Raw genomic sequence first — 18523 nt, forward strand, 5'->3', positions numbered from 1 at the left:
TGTCTGCCTGTCTGCCTGTCTGCGTGTGGGGCGTGGGTCTGGTCTGTGCGTGCCGTAGGCGGCCAGCGCCGGCGCAGACGCGTCCGCCGGAGCCCGAGGCTCAGCTACGGGCGCCCGCGCGCCCGTCCGCCTCGGTGTCCGCCACTGGGCGCCACGCGGTCCATCACCGCTGCCGCCGTCGCTCGCTGTTCGCTTTCCGTGCTCTCTGCCGCGCTGTCGTGCGTACCGTGCTGTCGTGCGTCTCCATCCATGTGCGCGAGCGGCTCGACCGCCCGGCGGGCACCGACTCAGCCCGCCACGCGATTGGCCCGCTCCGGCGGGACCGCGAGGCGATCGCCGATCGCCCGCAGTCCTGCCAAGTCGTGTACGTCGCCAGGGAGTGCGGCCACTTGGGCCACCGGAACCTCGGGATGGAGGGCCGTGAAGCGGTCGTGTGTGCGCTGCTCGCGTCCGAGCACCTGCATACGCTCCGCGTGCAGCCGAAGCAGTCCCGCGGCGAGCCGCTCCGCCGACGAGTCCGCCGACGTGGGGGAGACGTCGGGGTCCGCTGCCGAGGGGTTCCGCGCTTGAGCATTCCCTGAGAGGGGATCGACAAATCCGCCATCGGCAAGATTTTCTGCCCCGGCGCCGTTCTTGGCCGGATCGCTTCCCTCCGCGGCGTTCGCGAGCGCATCGTCCGGATCCGCGGGGTCGCCCGCCAGGGTCAGGATCTCCGCGGCGGCCAACGCACGTTCCGCCGACAGCTGTTCGGCACCGCTGCCGTGGACCCGGTTCAGCACCAGTCCGGCCAGCGGCATCTGGTCCGCGGCCAGCCGTTCCACGAAGTACGCGGCCTCCCGCAGGGCATCCCGCTCGGGCGCGGCCACCACGAGGAATGCCGTACCCGGAGCCTGCAGGAGCCGGTAGGTGGCCTCCGCGCGAGTACGGAATCCGCCGAACATGGTGTCCATCGCGGCAGCAAACGTCTGAACGTCGCGCATCAGCTGCCCGCCGAGCACCTTGCTGACCGTGCCCGTCATCATCGAGACGCCCACGTTCAGGAACTTCATCCCGGCCTTGCCGCCCACCTTGGCCGGGGCCATCAGGACCTTGATGAACTTCCCGTCCAGGAAGGAGCCGAGACGTTTCGGCGCGTCCAGGAAGTCCAGCGCCGACCGGCTGGGCGGGGTGTCGACGACGATCAGGTCCCATTCGTCGCGGGCCCGGAGCTGGCCGAGCTTCTCCATGGCCATGTACTCCTGCGTGCCCGCGAAACCGGCCGAGAGCGACTGGTAGAAGGGGTTCGCGAGGATCGCCCGGCCGCGCTCGGGGTCGGCGTGCGCCTCGACGAACTCGTCGAACGTCCGCTTCATGTCGAGCATCATGGCGTGCAGCTCGCCGCCGTTCCCGCCGCCGATGCCCTCCACCCGGCGCGGGATGTTGTCCAGCGCGTCGATGCCCATGGACTGCGCGAGCCGGCGGGCCGGGTCGATGGTGAGGACGACGACCTTACGGCCGCGCTCGGCGGCCCGTACGCCCAGGGCGGCGGCGGTGGTGGTCTTACCGACGCCACCGGAGCCGCAGCACACCACGATGCGGGTCTGCGGATCGTCCAGCAGGACGTCGATGTCCAGCCGGGGTGCCACGTCCATGCTCATGCCGCCTCCTGCGTACGACTCGTTGTCCGTGGCGCCCTTACGGCGGGCGCCGCTCACACCGGCCACTGCTTGCGCAGATCCGCCGCGAGCCGGTACAGCCCGGCCAGGTCGATGCCGTCCGTGAGCAGTTCCAACTCGTGCAGCGGCAGACCCAGCCCGGTCAGCTCGGCGCGCTGCGCCCGCTCCAGCGCCACCCGCTCGGCGTGCTCGCGCGCCTGCTCCAGCAGCGGGTCGACCAGCCGCTCGGCCATGCCGCCGCGGCGCGCACCGCCCAGGCCCGCCTGGGAGAGCGCCTTGGCGACGGCCGCGCGCTGCCCGTTGGCGGCCACCTCGACGGCCTCGTGGTCGAGGATCGCGGGCCGGACCATGTTGATGATGACCCCGCCCGTCGGAAGGCCGTCGGCGCGCAGCTCGGCGATGCCGTCCGCGGTCTCCTGGACCGGCATCTCCTCCAGCAGGGTCACCATGTGGACCGCGGTCTGGGGGGACTTCAGGACGCGCATCACGGCCTGGGCCTGATTGTGTATCGGGCCGGTCCTGGCCAGCCCGGCCACCTCGTGGTTGACGTTCAGGAAGCGGGTGATGCGGCCGGTGGGCGGCGCGTCCATGACCACGGAGTCGTAGACGAAGCTGCCGTCCTTGCCCTTACGGCGCACCGCCTCGCACGCCTTGCCGGTCAGCAGGACGTCGCGCAGCCCCGGGGCGATGGTGGTCGCGAAGTCGATCGCGCCGAGCTTCTTGAGGGCGCGTCCGGCCGAGCCCAGCTTGTAGAACATATGGAGGTAGTCCAGGAGCGCGAACTCCGGATCGATCGCCAGAGCGTGCACCTCCCCGCCGCCCGGCGCGGTGGCGATCTTCCGCTCCTCATAGGGCAGCGGCTCCGTTTCGAAGAGCTGCGCGATGCCCTGGCGGCCCTCGACCTCCACCAGCAGGGTGCGCCTGCCATCGGCCGCGAGGGCCAGCGCGAGTGCGGCGGCGACCGTGGTCTTGCCGGTTCCGCCCTTGCCACTGACGACATGGAGCCTGCTCACAGTGGGGAGCCTAACCAGTCCCCCCTCGCCCTACGCACCAGGGCCCGGCGGAGAGGCATTACAGTCGGCCCCATGACCAAGTGGGAATACGCGACCGTACCGCTGCTCGTGCACGCCACGAAGCAGATTCTGGACACCTGGGGCGAGGACGGCTGGGAGCTGGTCCAGGTGGTCCCCGGCCCGAACCCGGAGCAGCTGGTGGCCTATCTGAAGCGGGAGAAGGGCTGATGGCGGGCGGCACGGTCGAGGGCAGGCTCGCCGGGCTCGGCCTGACGCTGCCCGCGGTCGCGGCGCCCCTGGCCTCCTATGTGCCCGCGCTCCGCACCGGCCCGTACGTCTACACCTCGGGTCAGCTGCCGCTGGTCGAGGGGAAGCTGGGCGTGACCGGCAAGGTCGGCGCGGAGGTCACCCCCGAGGAGGCCAAGGACCTGGCGCGCGTCTGTGCGCTGAACGCGCTGGCCGCCGTGAAGTCGGCCGTCGGCGACCTCGACCGGATCGTGCGGGTCGTGAAGGTCGTCGGCTTCGTCGCCTCCGCGTCGGACTTCACCGGCCAGCCGGGTGTCATCAACGGCGCGAGCGAGCTGCTGGGCGAGGCCCTGGGCGACGCGGGCGTGCACGCGCGCAGCGCGGTGGGCGTGGCGGTGCTGCCCCTGGACGCGCCGGTCGAGGTCGAGATCCAGGTCGAGGTCGCGGACTAGCGGGCGCCGGGTCGCGGACGGGCGGGCGGTGCCATTGGGCGGTCCCGTGGACGATCCCGCCGGTGGGCGCACGCGCAGGCGTAGGTGGACCCGGACCGGTGTGACGGCCGGTGCGCGGACCGGCCCCGGCGTGGCGTCGCGGGGGCCACTCGAACATCAGCCCGTAAGCGCATAGCATCCGGCCATGTCCACTACGAATGGCCAGTGGTACCCACCCGAGTGGCCAGAGCGGATCCGGTTGCTGTCGGCCGGTGAGCTCACACCGGTGACACCGCGCCGGGCCGCCACCGTCCTGCTGCTGCGGGACGGACCGTACGGATCGGCCGGGCAGGACGCACCACAGGACGCACAGGACGCTCAGGGCGGGGACGGGGAGCACACACCGGACGAACTCGCCGCGGCGGAGCGGTCCGACGCGGTGGAGCGGTCCGCCGCGGCGCGGGAGTCCGCGGGGGCGCCGGGGCCCGTGGAGGCCGCGGAAGCCCCTGAAACGCCCCCAGAGGGCCTGCCGGACGCGGCGGGAGGGGCCGCCGGTCCCGCCGTCTACATGTTGCGCAGACGCGCCTCCATGGCCTTCGCCGGAGGCGCGTACGCCTATCCGGGCGGTTCCGTGGACCCGCGCGACGAGCGGATGGTCACCTGGGCCGGTCCCTCGCGGGCGCAGTGGGCGCGGCGGCTGGGCCTGGACCCGAGTGAGGGGACGCAGGCGCAGGCCATCGTGTGCGCGGCGGTTCGCGAGACCTTCGAGGAGGCGGGGGTGCTGCTCGCGGGCCCGACGCCGCACACGGTGGTCGCGGACACGACGGGGGACGACTGGGAGGCGGACCGCGCGGCGCTGGTCGCCCGGGATCTGTCCTTCGCGGAGTTCCTGGACCGCCGGGGGCTCGTGCTCCGCTCGGACCTGTTGAGCTGCTGGGCGCGCTGGATCACGCCGGAGTTCGAACCGCGCCGCTACGACACCTGGTTCTTCGTGGCTGCGTTGCCGCGGGGGCAGCGCACCCGTAACGCCTCCACGGAGGCGGACCGGACGGTCTGGATCCGTCCCGGTGACGCGGCCGACGGCTACGACCGGGGCGAGCTGTTGATGATGCCGCCCACGATCGCGACGCTGCGCCAGCTCGCGGCCTACGGTTCGGTCACCGACGCGCTGGCCGCCGCGACGGACCGGGATCTGACGCCGGTCCTGGCGCGGGCGCGGGTGGAGAACGGGGAACTGGTGCTGAGCTGGCCGGGCCATGATGAGTTCACCAAACACATCCCGGGAGCCACGGGGGGACCTTCCGCATGACGAACGCATCCGCTCTGCCCGGTCAGCCGCGCGGGGGCATGATCGGTGGCCCGGCCACCGACCGGGCCGTCTGCGTCCTGGCGCCGAACGCCTCGCCCATGACCTTGGACGGCACCAACACCTGGATCGTCGCCGAGCCCGACTCCGACCTGGCCGTCGTCATCGACCCAGGGCCGCTGGACGACGCCCACCTCAAGGAGGTCATCGCGACCGCCGAGCGGGCGGGCAGGCGGGTGGCGCAGACGCTGCTCACACATGGCCACCCGGACCACGCGGAGGGCGCGGCGCGCTTCGCCGAGCTGACGCGGACGTCCGTAAGGGCGCTGGATCCGGCGCTGCGACTGGGGGACGAGGGGCTGGAGCTGGGGGACGTCATAACCACCGGCGGTCTGGAACTGCGGGTGGTGCCCACGCCCGGCCATACCGCCGACTCGCTGTCCTTCCACCTTCCGGCCGATGGCGCGGTCCTTACGGGCGACACGGTGCTCGGGCGGGGCACGACCGTCGTCGCGCATCCGGACGGGCGGCTCGGCGACTATCTGGACTCGCTGCGGCGGCTGCGCTCGCTGACGGTGGACGACGGGGTGGACACCGTCCTGCCGGGCCACGGGCCGGTGCTGAACGACGCCCGGGGCGCCGTGGAGTACTACCTCGCCCATCGCGCCAACCGGCTCGCGCAGGTGGAGACGGCGTTCGAGGACGGCTACCGGACGCCCTCGGAGGTCGTGGCGCATGTCTACGCGGACGTGGACCGGTCCCTGTGGCCGGCGGCGGAGCTGTCGGTCCGGGCCCAGTTGGACTATCTGCGCGAGCACGGGCTGATCTGACCGCGCGGGCACGGGCTGATCTCGGGCCGGCACTTCCCGGAGCCTTGTGGGCCCGCGGCTTGTCGGCCCGTGGCTTGTGGGCCCACCGCCTGCGGCCCCCGGCTTTTGGGCCCGCCGCCCGTAGGCCCGCCGCCCGTAGCCCCATCCGTTCATGAGCGCCGTAAGGGGCCCGCCGGAATCCGGCGGGCCCCTTACGTTCGGTCTCTTGTGTTCCGTCCGGCGTCAGCGGGAGCGCTTGGCCAGCCGCTCGACGTCCAGCAGGATCACCGCACGCGCCTCCAGCCGCAGCCAGCCGCGGCCCGCGAAGTCGGCGAGCGCCTTGTTGACGGTCTCGCGGGAGGCGCCGACCAGCTGGGCCAGCTCCTCCTGGGTCAGGTCGTGGACGACGTGGATGCCTTCCTCCGACTGCACGCCGAAGCGGCGCGACAGGTCCAGCAGGGCCCTGGCGACCCGGCCCGGAACGTCGGAGAAGACCAGGTCGGACATCTGGTCATTGGTCTTGCGCAGGCGCCGGGCGACCGCGCGCAGCAGCGCGGAGGCGACCTCGGGCCGGGCGTTCAGCCACGGCTGGAGATCGCCGTGGCCGAGGCCGAGCAGCTTGACCTCGGTGAGGGCGGTGGCGGTGGCGGTGCGCGGGCCCGGGTCGAAGAGCGACAGCTCGCCGATCAGCTCGCCGGGGCCGAGCACGGCCAGCATGTTCTCGCGGCCGTCGGGAGAGGTGCGGTGGAGCTTCACCTTGCCCTCGGTGACCACGTACAGGCGATCGCCGGGGTCCCCTTCGTGGAAGAGTGCGTCACCCCGCGCGAGGGTGACCTCTCCCATGGAGGCGCGCAGCTCAGCGGCCTGCTCGTCATCGAGCGCCGCGAAGAGCGGGGCGCGCCGCAGAACGTCGTCCACGAGTCTCTCCTTGTCGACATGCACAGGGGACCGACGTCCCCATGATGCCGGACGGTAAAACAGTGCGATCAATCACAAGTTTGACGCACTGGCCTGCCGAGCTGTGCGGCAGGGGTCCGATTGGGGGCCTCTTCACGGTGGCCGGGCCGGATGTCAGTGGGTGGGCTTAGGCTGGCCGGGTGTCCAATACGCCGGTGAGAGCACAGGGCAAGGGGGCCGGACGGGTGACCGCACCTCGTAATTCCGCTGTGGGCGAACAAGAATCCGCCGACTCGACAGAAGCCTCGAAACCACATAAATCGGTCAAGGGCTCGAAGGGAGCCCGTCCCGAGTCCCGGCTCGCCCTCGTCCGCCGCGCCCGGCGCATCAACCGCGAGCTCGCCGAGGTGTATCCGTACGCCCATCCCGAGCTGGACTTCGAGAACTCGTTCCAGCTGCTGGTGGCCACGGTCCTGTCGGCACAGACCACCGATCTGCGGGTCAACCAGACCACCCCCGCGCTCTTCGCCGCGTATCCGACGCCCGAGGACATGGCCGCCGCCGAGCCGGAGGCCCTGGAGCAGCTGATCCGGCCCACCGGCTTCTTCCGCGCCAAGGCCAAATCGCTGCTCGGCCTGTCCGCCGCCCTCCGCGACCGCTTCGGCGGCGAGGTCCCGGGCCGGCTCGAGGACCTGGTCACCCTGCCCGGTGTCGGCCGTAAGACGGCCAATGTGGTGCTCGGCAATGCCTTCGGGGTGCCGGGCCTGACCGTGGACACCCACTTCGGGCGGCTGGTGCGGCGCTGGAAGTGGACCACCCAGGAGGACCCCGAGAAGGTCGAGGCGGAGATCGCCGCGCTCTTCCCCAAGAGCGAGTGGACGATGCTCTCGCACCGCATCATCTTCCACGGCCGCCGCGTCTGCCACGCCCGCAAGCCCGCGTGCGGCGCCTGCCCGATCGCCCCGCTCTGCCCGGCGTACGGGGAGGGCGAGACCGACCCGGACAAGGCGAAGAAGCTGCTGAAGTACGAGATGGGCGGCCAGCCGGGCCAGCGCCTGCGCCCGCCGTCCGACTACCCCGGCCGTCCCGCCGCCCCCCTGGGAGCCGCCGGGTGACGAGCACATACGGGGATGTGGAGGTCAGCGCCCAGGGGCTGCCGGAGTGGCTGCTCCCGGTGGCCCGGCTGGCCGAGACGATCGAGCCGCGCCAGCTGAGCCGGTTTCTGCCGCCCGCGCAGGGCGGAGGCCGCCCCTCCGCTGTGCTGGTGCTCTTCGGCGAGGGCCCCGGCGGCCCCGAGCTGCTGCTCATGGAGCGCTCCGGCTCGCTGCGCTCGCACGCCGGCCAGCCCTCGTTCCCCGGCGGCGCCCTCGACCCGGAGGACGGGGATCCGGAGGAGGAGGGCCCGCTGCGCGCGGCGCTGCGCGAGGCCGAGGAGGAGACCGGGCTCGACCCCTCGGGCGTCCAGGTCTTCGCGGTGCTGCCGCGGCTCTACATCCCGGTGAGCGGCTTCGTCGTCACCCCGGTGCTGGGCTGGTGGCGCCGGCCCACCCCGGTCGGGCCGGTGGACCTGGCCGAGACGGCCCGGGTCTTCACGGTCCCCGTGGCGGATCTCACGGACCCGGAGAACCGGGCCACCACCGTCCACCCCAGCGGCCACCGGGGGCCCGCCTTCCTGGTGGGATCCGCTCTGGTCTGGGGTTTCACCGCCGGAGTGATCGATCGCATCCTGCATTACGCCGGGTGGGAGCGACCGTGGGACCGAGCCAAGCGCGTCCCACTCGACTGGCGCGCGTGAGACGGTGTTCCGGTGAATGTGCTGGACATCCTGCTGCTGCTCGCCGCCGTGTGGTTCGCGATCGTCGGCTACCGCCAGGGTTTCGTCGTCGGCGTGCTGTCGGTGACGGGGTTCATCGGAGGTGGGTTGATCGCGATCTATCTGCTGCCTCTCATATGGGACAGCACCACCGACGACAAGGCATCCCCGGGCACGGTCGGTGCCGTGGTGGCGATCGTCCTCGTGATCGTGTGTGCCTCGGTCGGCCAGGCGGCCACCACCCACCTGGGGAACAAGCTGCGGCGGTACATCACCTGGTCACCGGCGCGTGCCCTGGACGCGACCGGCGGCGCGCTGGTGAACGTCCTGGCGATGCTGCTGGTGGCCTGGCTGATCGGCTCCCTGGTGGCCCAGACCTCGCTCCCCACCCTGGGCAGGGAGGTCCGCGACTCCAAGGTGCTGCTCGGGGTGTCCCGCGTCGTTCCGGAGGAGGCGAACACCTGGTTCACCGACTTCTCGTCCGTGCTCGCGCAGAACGGCTTTCCGCAGGTCTTCTCGCCCTTCGCCAACGAGCCGATCACCTCGGTGCCGCAGCCCGATCCCGCGCTCGCCCAGTCGCCGGTGGCCACGCGGGCGCAGGAGAGCATCGTCAAGGTCGTCGGCACGGCCCCCAGCTGCGGCAAGGTCCTCGAGGGCAGCGGCTTCGTCTTCGCCCCGAACCGGGTCATGACCAACGCCCACGTCGTCGGTGGCGTCAGCGACCCGACGGTGCAGATAGGCGGCGAGGGCCGGCTCTACGACGCCAAGGTCGTGCTCTACGACTGGAAGCGCGATATCGCGGTCCTCGATGTGCCCTCGCTGCAGGCCCCGGCGCTGCAGTTCGCGCAGGACGACGCGCGCACCGGTGATGGCGCGATCGTCGCCGGCTTCCCGGAGAACGGCGCCTTCGATGTGCGCGCGGCCCGCGTCCGCGGCCGTATCGAGGCCAATGGCCCCGACATCTACCGCCGCTCCACCGTGCATCGCGATGTGTACTCGCTGTACGCGACGGTGCGGCAGGGCAACTCCGGCGGTCCGCTGCTCACCCCGCAGGGGCGGGTGTACGGCGTGGTGTTCGCCAAGTCCCTCGACGACGCCAACACCGGATACGCGCTGACGGCGGACGAGGTGAGCGAGGACATCCAGAAGGGGCGCACGGCCGACCAGCCCGTGGACAGCCAGGGGTGTGCCCTCTAGTTTCCGGTGTCGCCGTGGGCCCGGGCCGCGCCCGGGATACAGCTAGCGGCTGCGTGGATGGCGCAGTCGCGCCGAGACCCACCGGGCCCGGCGGCGGATGATGCGGGGAATCCCGATGTTCGGGTCATGGCCTTGGGTAGGCCCGGAGCCGCCCCGCTCGGAAACACTCAGCGCGGCATTGGCAGTAGCGGCGGCCTCGGGGCCGCGGCTGTTTGGTGCGTCACGGTAGTCGTGCGTCCAGCCCATACCTCGGTGTGTGCCCCTGACCCAAGGTCCGTAATCGCCGCTGGCTGCGGCAATTGGCCTATGCTCCAGGCAATTGGCTGTTCGAAAAACAGATGTTCGCCCGAGTGCGGGAACGTGGTCGGAATGCGTACGTCCGATGACGCTCAGCGGTCGGGTTCGGGGTCCTTCAGCCAGTTGATCAGCTCGGTGGTGAAGGCCTGGGGGTCCTCCTCGTGCGGGAAGTGGCCCAGCCCGTCGAAGAGCCGCCAGCGGTAGGGGGCCTCGACATACTCACCGGAGCCCGCCGCGCTGCGGGTGCGCATCACCGGGTCGAGTGACCCGTGCAGATGCAGGGTCGGTACCCGTACCGGCCGCTTCATCCGCCGGTTGAACTGGAAACCGTCCGGCCGCGCCAGCGACCGCACCATCCAGCGGTACGGCTCGATCGAGCAGTGCGCGGTCGAGGGGATGCACATCGCCCGCCGGTAGACCTCCAACGTCTCGTCCTCGGGCAGCCGCGGTCCGGACCAGTCCCGGATCAGCCGCCCCACGGCCGCCGCGTCGTCCGCGACCAGCTGGCGCTCGGGCAGCCAGGGCCGCTGGAAGCCCCAGATATGGGAGCCGGCGGCGCTCTGCTTGACGTCCGCGACCATCGCCGAGCGCCAGCGGCGGGGATGCGGCATCGAGGCCACCGCGAGCCGCCGCACCAGCTTCGGCCGCATCACGGCGGCCGTCCACGCCAGGTATCCGCCCAGGTCATGGCCGACGAGCGCGGCGTCCGGCTCACCCAGCGAGCGGATCACACCGGTGATGTCGAGGGCGAGGTTGGCCGGGTCGTAGCCCCGCGGCGTACGGTCGCTGCCGCCCACCCCGCGCAGATCCATCGCGACCGCGCGGTAGCCGGCGTCGGCGAGCGCGGGCAGTTGGTGCCGCCAGGTCCACCAGAACTGCGGAAAGCCGTGCAGCAGCAGCACCAGCGGGCCGTCACCCAGCTCGGCGATGTGGAAACGCGCGCCGTTGGCCGCGACATCCCGGTGGGTCCAGGGGCCGTCGAGCCGTACGACCGACGCGGAGGTATCAGGGACGGTCATGCCGACGAGCGTGTCACATCCGGCGCGGGGCGTCCGCCATTGCTCCCGGCACGCGGATGCGGCTTGACGCTCCCCAGTACGGCGGCCGTCTCCTTGGACGAGGAAATCGACCGCTTCGGCGCCTTGACCTTCTTGAACTTCAGCAGCGCCAGCAGACCCAGGATCCCGGCGAACAGCCAGTAGATCCCGCCCACGATCAGGAAGCACCAGGCGAGGCCGAGGCCGGTCCACGAGCGCATGCCGTAGGCGAGGGCGAAACTCAGCACCGGCAGCGAGAACAGCAGCAGCACCCCGGCCACCATCCCCGCGCCGCTGCCGACCGCGGCCTTCTTGGCCCCCACCCGGAGCTCGGCCTTGGCCAGCGCGATCTCGTCGTGCATCAGCGCCGACAGCTCGGTGGTCGCCGTCGCCACCAGCTGGCCGAGGCTGCGGTTGCCGCCGTCGTCGGCTGCGCTCATCGCCATCTCCCTCTGCTCTTGTGCGTCTTACGCTCGTATCCCGTGCGTCTTGCGTGTCTGCGTCCTGCCGCGCCGTCCGCGCTTGTTACGTCGTCAATGCGCGGCACGCCGTCAGTGCTTGCTACGTCTTCTGCGCATTTCTGCGGGTGTCAAGCCTCTCAGATCATGCCGGACCATCGTCGCCGGAGTCGTTCGTGGCAGCCACTTCGGCAAGCCGCCGGTGCTCGGCGGCCTTTGCCTCGTGAATGGCCGCCATCCGCAGGTGGTACGCGGGACTGTCGAGCTCATAGACATCGGGGATGCCATCCATGTCCTCGTCCCGCTCCTCCTCCTGACACAGCCGCTGGTACCTGGTGTTGCGCAGTTTGAGAAGGATTCCGGCGAACAGGGCGGCGGTCAGCGAGCCGATGAGGACCGCCGCCTTGACCTCCTCGGCGAGCGTGGGATCGCCGGGGAAGGCGAGTTCGCCGATGAGGAGGGAGACGGTGAAGCCGATCCCGGCGAGGGTGGCCACGGCGAAGACATCGGCCCAGGCCAGGTCCTCGTTCAGCTCGGCCCTGGTGAAGCGGGCGGCACACCAGGAGCCGCCGAAGACGCCGACGGTCTTGCCCACGACGAGTCCGAGGACGACGCCGAGGGTCTCCGGGCGGGTGAAGACATCCGCCACGGCGCCGCCGGAGAGCGGCACCCCGGCCGCGAACAGCGCGAACAGCGGCACCGCCACCCCTGCTGACAGCGGCCGCACCCGGTGCTCGACGCGCTCGGCGGGGGAGCGCTCCTCGCCCTCCCGTACGGTGCAGCGCAGCATCAGGCCCATCGCGACGCCGGCGATGGTGGCATGCACACCGCTGGCGTGCATCAGCGCCCAGATCACCACCGCGAGCGGGACGTATATCCAGGCCGTTCGCACGCCCTTGCGGTGCAGCAGCCAGAAGAGGGCGAGCGCGGCGACGGCCAGGATCAGGGCGACGAAGTTGATGTGCTGGGTGAAGAAGGCCGCGATGATGAGGATCGCGCCGAGGTCGTCGACGACCGCGAGGGTGAGCAGGAAGGCGCGCAGCGCGGCGGGCAGCGCGGTGCCGATCACGGCGAGGACGGCGAGCGCGAAGGCGATATCGGTGGCGGTCGGCACGGCCCAGCCCCTGAGACTGCCGCCGCCGGTCGCATCGACGGTGACGTAGACGAGTGCGGGCACGGCCATGCCGCAGACGGCGGCGATCACGGGCAGCGCGGCGGCCTTGGGGTCGCGCAGCTCGCCCGCGACCAGTTCGCGCTTGAGCTCGATACCGGCGACGAAGAAGAAGATCGTCAGCAGGCCGTCGGTGGCCCAGGAGGCGACCGAGAGATGCAGATGCAGCGCCTGGGGGCCGAAGGAGAAGCCCCTGATGTCGCCGTAGACGCCGCTGAGGGGAGTGTTGGCGAGGATCAGCGCCACGATGGCGGCCACCAGGAGGATCACACCGCCGACGGTCTCGGCGCGTAGCGCGTCGATGACGAACGTCCGCTCGGGCAGCGACAGGCGTCCGAGAAACTTGCGGCTGGTGGGCGCGGCCACGGGCGGGCCTCCTGGGTGGTCGAGGTGCGGATACACGTGTGGCGTATGCCGACCAGACTTCCCGGCGCTCCTGCCCATCATCTTGTCGCAATTTTTATGCGACAGCCACCTGCGGCGGCCTACCGCTGCCTGCGACGGCTACGGGCGGCAGGTGACCGCTGTCCGCGACGGCTACGGGCGGCAGGCGCCCGCTGCCCGCGACAGCTACGGACGGCGGGTGACCGCTGTCCGCGACGGCTACGGGCGGCTGGCGACCGCTGTCCGCGACAGCCGATCGGGGCAGTGGTCCACAGCAGCCACAGCGAAGGGGCGCCCCCGCCAGGCGGGAGCGCCCCTCATCCGTTCAGCGCGGGCGCTGTGATCAGTCCTCGCTGGAGGCGGCGGGCAGCTTGCTCTGGATCAGCTCCATGACGGAGGAGTCGGTGAGCGTGGTGACATCGCCCAGGGCCCGGTTCTCGGCGACATCGCGCAGCAGACGGCGCATGATCTTGCCGGAGCGGGTCTTGGGCAGCTCGGCCACCGGGAGGATCTTCTTGGGCTTGGCGATCGGGCCGAGCTGCTTGGCCACATGCGCCCGCAACTCCTCGACCAGGCCCTCGTCCTCGGCCGCGCCGCCACGCAGGATGACGAACGCGCAGATGGCCTGGGTGGTCTGCGGGTCGGTGGCGCCGACGACCGCCGCCTCGGCGACCTTGGGGTGCGAGACGAGCGCCGACTCGACCTCGGTCGTGGAGATGTTGTGGCCGGAGACCAGCATCACATCGTCGACCCGGCCGAGCAGCCAGATGTCGCCGTCGTCGTCCTTCTTGGCGCCGTCGCCCGCGAAGTAGCGCTTGTCGAAGCGGGACCAGTAGGTGTCCAGGTAGCGCTGGTCATCGCCCCAGATGGTGCGGAGCATGGATGGCCACGGCTCGGTGAGCACCAGATAGCCGCCATTGCCGTTCGGCACCTCATTGGCCTCGTCGTCCACGACGGTGGCGGCGATGCCCGGCAGCGCGACCTGGGCCGAACCGGGCTTGGTGGCCGTGACGCCCGGCAGCGGGCTGATCATGATGCCGCCGGTCTCGGTCTGCCACCAGGTGTCGACGACGGGCGTGGTGTCCGCGCCGATGTGCTTGCGGTACCAGACCCACGCCTCGGGGTTGATGGGCTCGCCGACGGAGCCGAGGATCCGCAGCGAGGAGAGGTCGAACTTGGCCGGGATGTCGTCGCCCCACTTCATGCAGGCGCGGATCGCGGTCGGGGCGGTGTACAGGATGGTGACCCCGTACTTCTGGACCACCTCCCACCAGCGGCCCTGGTGCGGGGTGTCCGGGGTGCCCTCGTAGAGCACCTCGGTGGCGCCGTTGGAGAGCGGGCCGTAGACGATGTACGAGTGACCGGTGACCCAGCCGACGTCCGCCGTGCACCAGAAGACATCGGTCTCCGGCTTGAGGTCGAAGACGGCGTGGTGGGTGTAGGAGACCTGGGTGAGGTAGCCGCCGGAGGTGTGCAGGATGCCCTTGGGCTTACCGGTCGTGCCCGAGGTGTAGAGGATGAACAGCGGGTGCTCGGCGTCGAACGCCTCGGGGGTGTGCTGCTCCGGCTGGCGCTCCACGATCTCGTGCCACCAGACGTCGCGGCCCTCGCTCCAGTCCACCTCCTGGCCGGTGCGGCGGACGACCAGCACATTGCGCACGTTCTCGGTGCCGGGCCGGGTGAGCGCCTCGTCGACGGCGGGCTTGAGCGCGGACGGCTTGCCACGGCGGTAGCCGCCGTCGGCGGTGATGACGACCCGGGCGTCGGCGTCCTGGATGCGGGTGGCGAGAGCGTCGGCCGAGAAGCCGCCGAAGACCACCGAATGCGGGGCGCCGATACGGGCGCAGGCCAGCATCGCGACCACGGTCTCCGGGATCATCGGCATATAGATGGCGACCCGGTCGCCCGACCGGACCCCCAACTCGGTCAGTGCGTGGGCCGCTTGGGAGACCTCCCGCTGCAGCTCGGCGTAGGTGAGGGAGCGGGTGTCACCGGGCTCGCCCTCGAAGTGGAGCGCCACCCGGTCGCCCAGGCCGTTCTCGACGTGCCGGTCGACGCAGTTGTACGCCACATTGAGCTTGCCGTCGGCGAACCACTTCGCGAAGGGCGGGTTCGACCAGTCGAGTGTCTCGGTCGGCGCGGTCGCCCAGGACAGCCGACGGGCCTGCTCGGCCCAGAAGCCCAGGCGGTCAGCCTTCGCCCGCTCATACGCCTCGGCCGTGACATTGGCGTTCGCGGTCAGCTCGGCGGGCGGCGCGAAGCGACGCTCCTCCCGAAGAAGGTTGGCCAGGCTCTCGTTACTCACGACATCTCCCATTCCCAGGGTGTCCGTTGTGTCCCAGGCCATAGCTCATCAGCCAACGGCACACCCTGACAAGGGCTGTCGCCGAAAATTGGTTTAGACCTTTCGTCGTGTACGTCACCGCCCCAGCTCCAGGGCGCCTTGGGTGGGGCCGCCACCCCGCTCCGCCACGCCGGAATTGCCCCTTCCAGGCCGGGTGGGGGCCGTCGTGGTGGCGAAACAGACGGGCATCGGCACGCCACGGTCCGGGCGTACGGGCAGAAACCTCCCCGTACCCGAGTCCAGGACGTACGCCTGGGCCTCCGCCACCTGGAAATACATGCCGTGCAGCGCCAGCCCGCCCTCCGCCACCCGCCGTGCCACACAGCCGTGCTCCATCAGATGGTCGAGCTGCTGTCTGACATTGACCAGCGCCAGCCGCTCCACTTCGTCGGTGATGGCTCGGTTCGACAGGGCAACCTCGCCGCGCCCCAGCCGGCCGATCCGCTCCATCCGCGCCAGCGCCGGTCTCCCGTGACGCAGCCAGCGTTCCAGCGGCGTTCGGTCTCCGGTGGGGGATGCCCCGGGCTCGCCGCTGGGCGCCCCGGGCCCGTCGGAGGGCGCCCCGGGCCCGGCCGGTGTCACGCCCCCGCCGGTGGACGACTCGGATTGGGACGGTGTGCGGGTCGGTGCCGATGAGTCGAGCAGCGCCTGCATCGCACCGCATCCGGAGTGGCCGCACACCGTGATGCTGCTGATCTTCAGCACCTCCACCGCGTACTCGATCGCCGCGCCCACTGAGTCGCAGGAGTCATCGGAGCCCGGTGGTGGCACCAGATTGCCGACATTGCGCACGGTGAACAGATCGCCGGGGCCGCTGGAGGTGATCATGCTGGTCACCAGGCGGGAATCGGCACAAGTGAGGAACAGCTGGCTGGGTCGCTGCCCCTCCTGCGCCAGCCGGGCCAGCTCATCGCGGACCAGCGGTGCCGTATGGCGCTGGAACGCGCTCACCCCGCCGAGCAGCTGACCGCCCGCGTCCCCGGTGGCCGCGATGCTCGTCCCGACGCCCGCGGCCGCCGGGACCGGACGGGTGCAGTGATGATCGCGCCAGGGCGTCCACGGCCGGCAGGCCCGGGTACCGTCCGCCTCCGCTGCCCGCCGCGCCGCCCGTCCATCCGCCGTCGACCGCCCGGAGTCCACCGACCGCCCGGAGTCCGCTGTCCACTCGGGGTCTGACGGCCGCCCGGGGTCCGAAGACCACTGGGGGCCCGAGGGCCGGAGGAGCACCGTGAGGAGGGTGATCGCGAGGGCTGCGGCGGCGGCCATGAGTCCGGCCCGGAGCGAGGCACCGCAGGCCGACGCGATGCCCAGCGAGACGGAGGCGATACCCAGTGAGAGAGGGGCGGCGAACCGGACGAGGACGGTCGAGGCGGAGAGATCTCCGCGTCTGAGGCGGGAGACCCGGTGGATCCGGTCCAAGAGCTTCAACATTCCCGTCTCCTCCGGGGCTTCGGTCGCGGATGGGGGCGCGGCCGTGGGTCACGGCGTACTGCGGTACTGACTTCCAAGCGTTGGTAAATGAATCGTAATGCCGAGTAAAGTCGCTGGGAAGTCTTTTGGGGGAGAGTGGGACGGTATTCCATCTATGGGGTGAATAGTCATTTAAAATGCCTTATCGTCCTCTGTCTTTTCATCGTCCATGCGAGGTTTGCTCATATCCGGCCGGATCTCCTGGAGCAGGACGTGACGCGAGGGGCCGGGTGGCCGTACGAGGGCCGGAAGGGCCAGAGGGGCCGGACGGGCCAGAGGCGCCGGACGGGCCAGAGGCGCCGGGAGGGCCGGAGGAGTCAGAAGAAGCGTCACTGCACTGATGGCCGCGGCGGTGGCGCTCTTCGCGCCGTTCGGCTGCTCGGAAGACTCCTCCCAGACGGCGGTCCGGCTCATCGGCGACGGATCGACCTCCGACCCCGGTCCCCAGCCCCATCAGCCGAAGGCCGAGCCGCTCCAACGCGGCGAGACGCCGCCGCGGTTCGTCGCTGCCGGCGGAGAAGCGGTACCTCTACGATCCGCCCAGGCATCGGCCCGGCGCCTCGTCGATCGGCTTCAACGACGTCGAGGCATCAAGGCCACGGTGGAGCGGCTCCGCGGCGCCTGGCCGGACGGCGATGAGATCGGCGCACAGGCCGAGTCGTTCGTCGAGAACTGGAAGACCAACGCGGGTCTGGAGTACGAGAAGCCGCTCCTCTTCGACTGCGACCAGGCGCTCGAACGTATATGCGCGCCGTGGAGGACGTCATCAAGACGGTCTGCCCGCGCAAGGAGGTGCGCTGAGTCTCCTTCAAACAGCCGGCCGACTGGCTGGACGCGCAGAACTCCCGCGTCCTGGAGAAGTTGCCGGTGCTGGACGTCGGGATGCGGCCGCCGGGTGGCTGGAAGAGTTACCTGGCCGCCGAGCCGGGGCGGACGTCCGATCGCGAAACGGCGCACGAGCGGACGTCCGGGCATCACACGCGGACGGCTAAGCGGGAGCGGGAGTAGCCGCCGAACTCTCCCCCGGCGCGAACTCCCGCAGCCCGAAGGCGGGGTCTACCTGGGCGGCCAGATCGGCACCCGTTTTCGCGTTCCCCCAGCTCTGTGCGTTCTTCAGATGGAAGTGCACCATCTGTCGGGTGTACCGCTGCCAGTCGCGCCGCTCGTACGAGGCGTCCACCGCGTTCTGCAGGGTCCGCAGGGCGTCGCGGTTCGTCTCCTCCAACTCCTCGAACCGGGGCGCACGGCCCTTCTCCATCGCCCGGACCCAGTCGGAGTGGCCGAACGTGACCAGCAGGTCATCGCCCACCTCCGCGCGGAGGAAGTCCAGGTCGTCCGGGCCCTGCACCTTGTTGCCGACCACCCGGAGCGCCACATCGAAGTCGCGGGCGTACTCCTTGTACTGGCGGTAGACGGAGACGCCCTTGCGCGTCGGCTCGGCCACCAGGAACGTCATGTCGAAGCGGGTGAAGAGGCCGGAGGCGAAGGAGTCGCTGCCCGCCGTCATATCGACGACGATGAACTCGCCGCGTCCGTCGACCAGATGGTTCAGGCAGAGCTCGATCGCGCCGACCTTGGAGTGGTAGCAGGCGACACCGAGGTCGGATTCGGTGAAGGGACCGGTCGCCATCAGCCGCGCCGACCCGTTGCCGAGCGGCAGGGTGCGGGCGCATGCCTGGTAGACGGGGTTGTCCTCACCGATTCGCAGCAGCCGCGAGCCCTCACCCGGCGGGGTGGTCTTGATCATGGTCTCGGCGGAGGCGATCCGGGGGTTCGTACCGCGCAAGTAGTCCTTGATCAGCGGGAGATGGGCGCCCATGGCGGGCAGTGCGGCGGCCTCCGCCTCGTCGAGTCCGAGCGCCACACCCAGATGCTGATTGATATCGGCGTCGACGGCGACGACGGGGGCGTGGGTGGCGGCGAGATGGCGGATGAACAGCGACGACAGCGTGGTCTTGCCGCTTCCACCCTTGCCTACGAAAGCGATCTTCATGT

At 70.8% G+C, this 18523-nt stretch carries 17 protein-coding genes and 1 pseudogene; 8 read left to right on the forward strand and 10 right to left on the reverse strand.

Annotation, left to right across the window (positions count from 1 at the left end; all coding sequences use genetic code 11):
• Positions 1-287: 287 nt before the first annotated feature.
• Together NP777_RS21840 and NP777_RS21845 are read right to left on the reverse strand one after the other, a co-directional pair.
• Positions 288-1637 carry an ArsA family ATPase gene (locus NP777_RS21840; RefSeq protein WP_256651865.1) on the reverse strand — a complete coding sequence of 450 codons (1350 nt, stop codon included), beginning with the start codon at positions 1635-1637 and terminating at the stop codon, positions 288-290.
• Between the two features lie 53 nt (positions 1638-1690).
• On the reverse strand, positions 1691-2668 hold the full coding sequence (locus NP777_RS21845) for an ArsA-related P-loop ATPase (protein WP_256651866.1): 978 nt from the start codon (positions 2666-2668) through the stop codon (positions 1691-1693).
• A gap of 72 nt (positions 2669-2740) precedes the next feature.
• Here NP777_RS21845 and NP777_RS21850 point away from each other — a divergent pair, with 72 nt between their 5' ends.
• The 4 genes from NP777_RS21850 to NP777_RS21865 all read left to right on the forward strand — a co-directional run bounded on the left by NP777_RS21850 (position 2741) and on the right by NP777_RS21865 (position 5481).
• On the forward strand, positions 2741-2896 hold the full coding sequence (locus NP777_RS21850; protein WP_020870215.1) for a DUF4177 domain-containing protein: 156 nt from the start codon (positions 2741-2743) through the stop codon (positions 2894-2896).
• Positions 2896-3366, forward strand: a complete 471-nt coding sequence (locus NP777_RS21855; protein ID WP_256651867.1) for a RidA family protein — start codon at positions 2896-2898, stop codon at positions 3364-3366. The genes NP777_RS21850 and NP777_RS21855 overlap by 1 nt, the downstream gene beginning before the upstream one ends.
• A 184-nt stretch (positions 3367-3550) precedes the next feature.
• A complete protein-coding gene (locus NP777_RS21860) occupies positions 3551-4654 on the forward strand; it encodes an NUDIX hydrolase (RefSeq protein WP_256651868.1) in 1104 nt (367 codons plus the stop codon).
• Positions 4651-5481 carry an MBL fold metallo-hydrolase gene (locus tag NP777_RS21865; RefSeq protein WP_256651869.1) on the forward strand — a complete coding sequence of 277 codons (831 nt, stop codon included), beginning with the start codon at positions 4651-4653 and terminating at the stop codon, positions 5479-5481. The genes NP777_RS21860 and NP777_RS21865 overlap by 4 nt, the downstream gene beginning before the upstream one ends.
• Before the next feature lie 222 nt (positions 5482-5703).
• On the opposite strand, the gene NP777_RS21870 is transcribed toward NP777_RS21865, so the two are convergent.
• A complete protein-coding gene (locus NP777_RS21870) occupies positions 5704-6378 on the reverse strand; it encodes a Crp/Fnr family transcriptional regulator (RefSeq protein ID WP_014061749.1) in 675 nt (224 codons plus the stop codon).
• 248 nt (positions 6379-6626) lie between these two features.
• Between NP777_RS21870 and nth the strand changes: the two genes are divergently transcribed.
• From nth to NP777_RS21885, 3 genes are read left to right on the forward strand one after another with little or no spacing between them, the layout of a single operon-like run.
• A complete protein-coding gene (gene nth / locus NP777_RS21875; protein WP_256651870.1) occupies positions 6627-7472 on the forward strand; it encodes an endonuclease III in 846 nt (281 codons plus the stop codon).
• A complete protein-coding gene (locus NP777_RS21880; RefSeq protein ID WP_256651871.1) occupies positions 7469-8152 on the forward strand; it encodes an NUDIX hydrolase in 684 nt (227 codons plus the stop codon). The genes nth and NP777_RS21880 overlap by 4 nt, the downstream gene beginning before the upstream one ends.
• A gap of 12 nt (positions 8153-8164) precedes the next feature.
• Complete coding sequence (locus tag NP777_RS21885) at positions 8165-9367, forward strand: MarP family serine protease (RefSeq protein ID WP_256651872.1); 1203 nt, start codon at positions 8165-8167, stop codon at positions 9365-9367.
• A 42-nt stretch (positions 9368-9409) separates the two neighbouring features.
• Here the strand turns inward: NP777_RS21885 and NP777_RS21890 are convergent, their stop codons facing one another.
• The 4 genes from NP777_RS21890 to nhaA form a co-directional block, all read right to left on the reverse strand.
• Positions 9410-9613 carry a hypothetical protein gene (locus NP777_RS21890; protein WP_075200444.1) on the reverse strand — a complete coding sequence of 68 codons (204 nt, stop codon included), beginning with the start codon at positions 9611-9613 and terminating at the stop codon, positions 9410-9412.
• A 143-nt stretch (positions 9614-9756) separates the two neighbouring features.
• Positions 9757-10683, reverse strand: coding sequence for an alpha/beta fold hydrolase (locus NP777_RS21895; protein WP_256651873.1), 927 nt, complete (start codon positions 10681-10683; stop codon positions 9757-9759).
• Positions 10680-11141 carry a phage holin family protein gene (locus NP777_RS21900; RefSeq protein ID WP_256651874.1) on the reverse strand — a complete coding sequence of 154 codons (462 nt, stop codon included), beginning with the start codon at positions 11139-11141 and terminating at the stop codon, positions 10680-10682. Before NP777_RS21900 ends, NP777_RS21895 begins: the two co-directional genes overlap by 4 nt.
• A gap of 163 nt (positions 11142-11304) precedes the next feature.
• Positions 11305-12696: a Na+/H+ antiporter NhaA gene (gene nhaA, locus NP777_RS21905; RefSeq protein ID WP_256651875.1), complete on the reverse strand. Its 1392-nt coding sequence runs from the start codon at positions 12694-12696 to the stop codon at positions 11305-11307.
• A 151-nt stretch (positions 12697-12847) separates the two neighbouring features.
• On the opposite strand from nhaA, the gene NP777_RS21910 reads away from it, so the two are divergent.
• The gene (locus tag NP777_RS21910; protein ID WP_256651876.1) at positions 12848-13057 is read left to right on the forward strand and encodes a hypothetical protein; all 210 of its coding nucleotides are present in this window, start codon (positions 12848-12850) and stop codon (positions 13055-13057) included.
• Here the strand turns inward: NP777_RS21910 and acs are convergent, their stop codons facing one another.
• From acs to NP777_RS21930, 3 genes and pseudogenes are all read right to left on the reverse strand, one after another.
• Positions 13058-15019 (reverse strand): acetate--CoA ligase, encoded by a 1962-nt coding sequence (gene acs / locus NP777_RS21915; RefSeq protein WP_256651877.1) that lies wholly within the window; start codon positions 15017-15019, stop codon positions 13058-13060.
• 114 nt (positions 15020-15133) lie between these two features.
• Positions 15134-16204 (reverse strand): annotated as a pseudogene (locus tag NP777_RS21920) (carbonic anhydrase); the annotation flags it as partial.
• Between the two features lie 1312 nt (positions 16205-17516).
• Positions 17517-18521 carry an ATP-binding protein gene (locus tag NP777_RS21930; protein ID WP_256651878.1) on the reverse strand — a complete coding sequence of 335 codons (1005 nt, stop codon included), beginning with the start codon at positions 18519-18521 and terminating at the stop codon, positions 17517-17519.
• Positions 18522-18523 lie beyond the last annotated feature (2 nt).

It is taken from the genome of Streptomyces rugosispiralis (assembly GCF_024505145.1).
In the GTDB taxonomy this organism is placed as follows: domain Bacteria; phylum Actinomycetota; class Actinomycetes; order Streptomycetales; family Streptomycetaceae; genus Streptomyces; species Streptomyces rugosispiralis.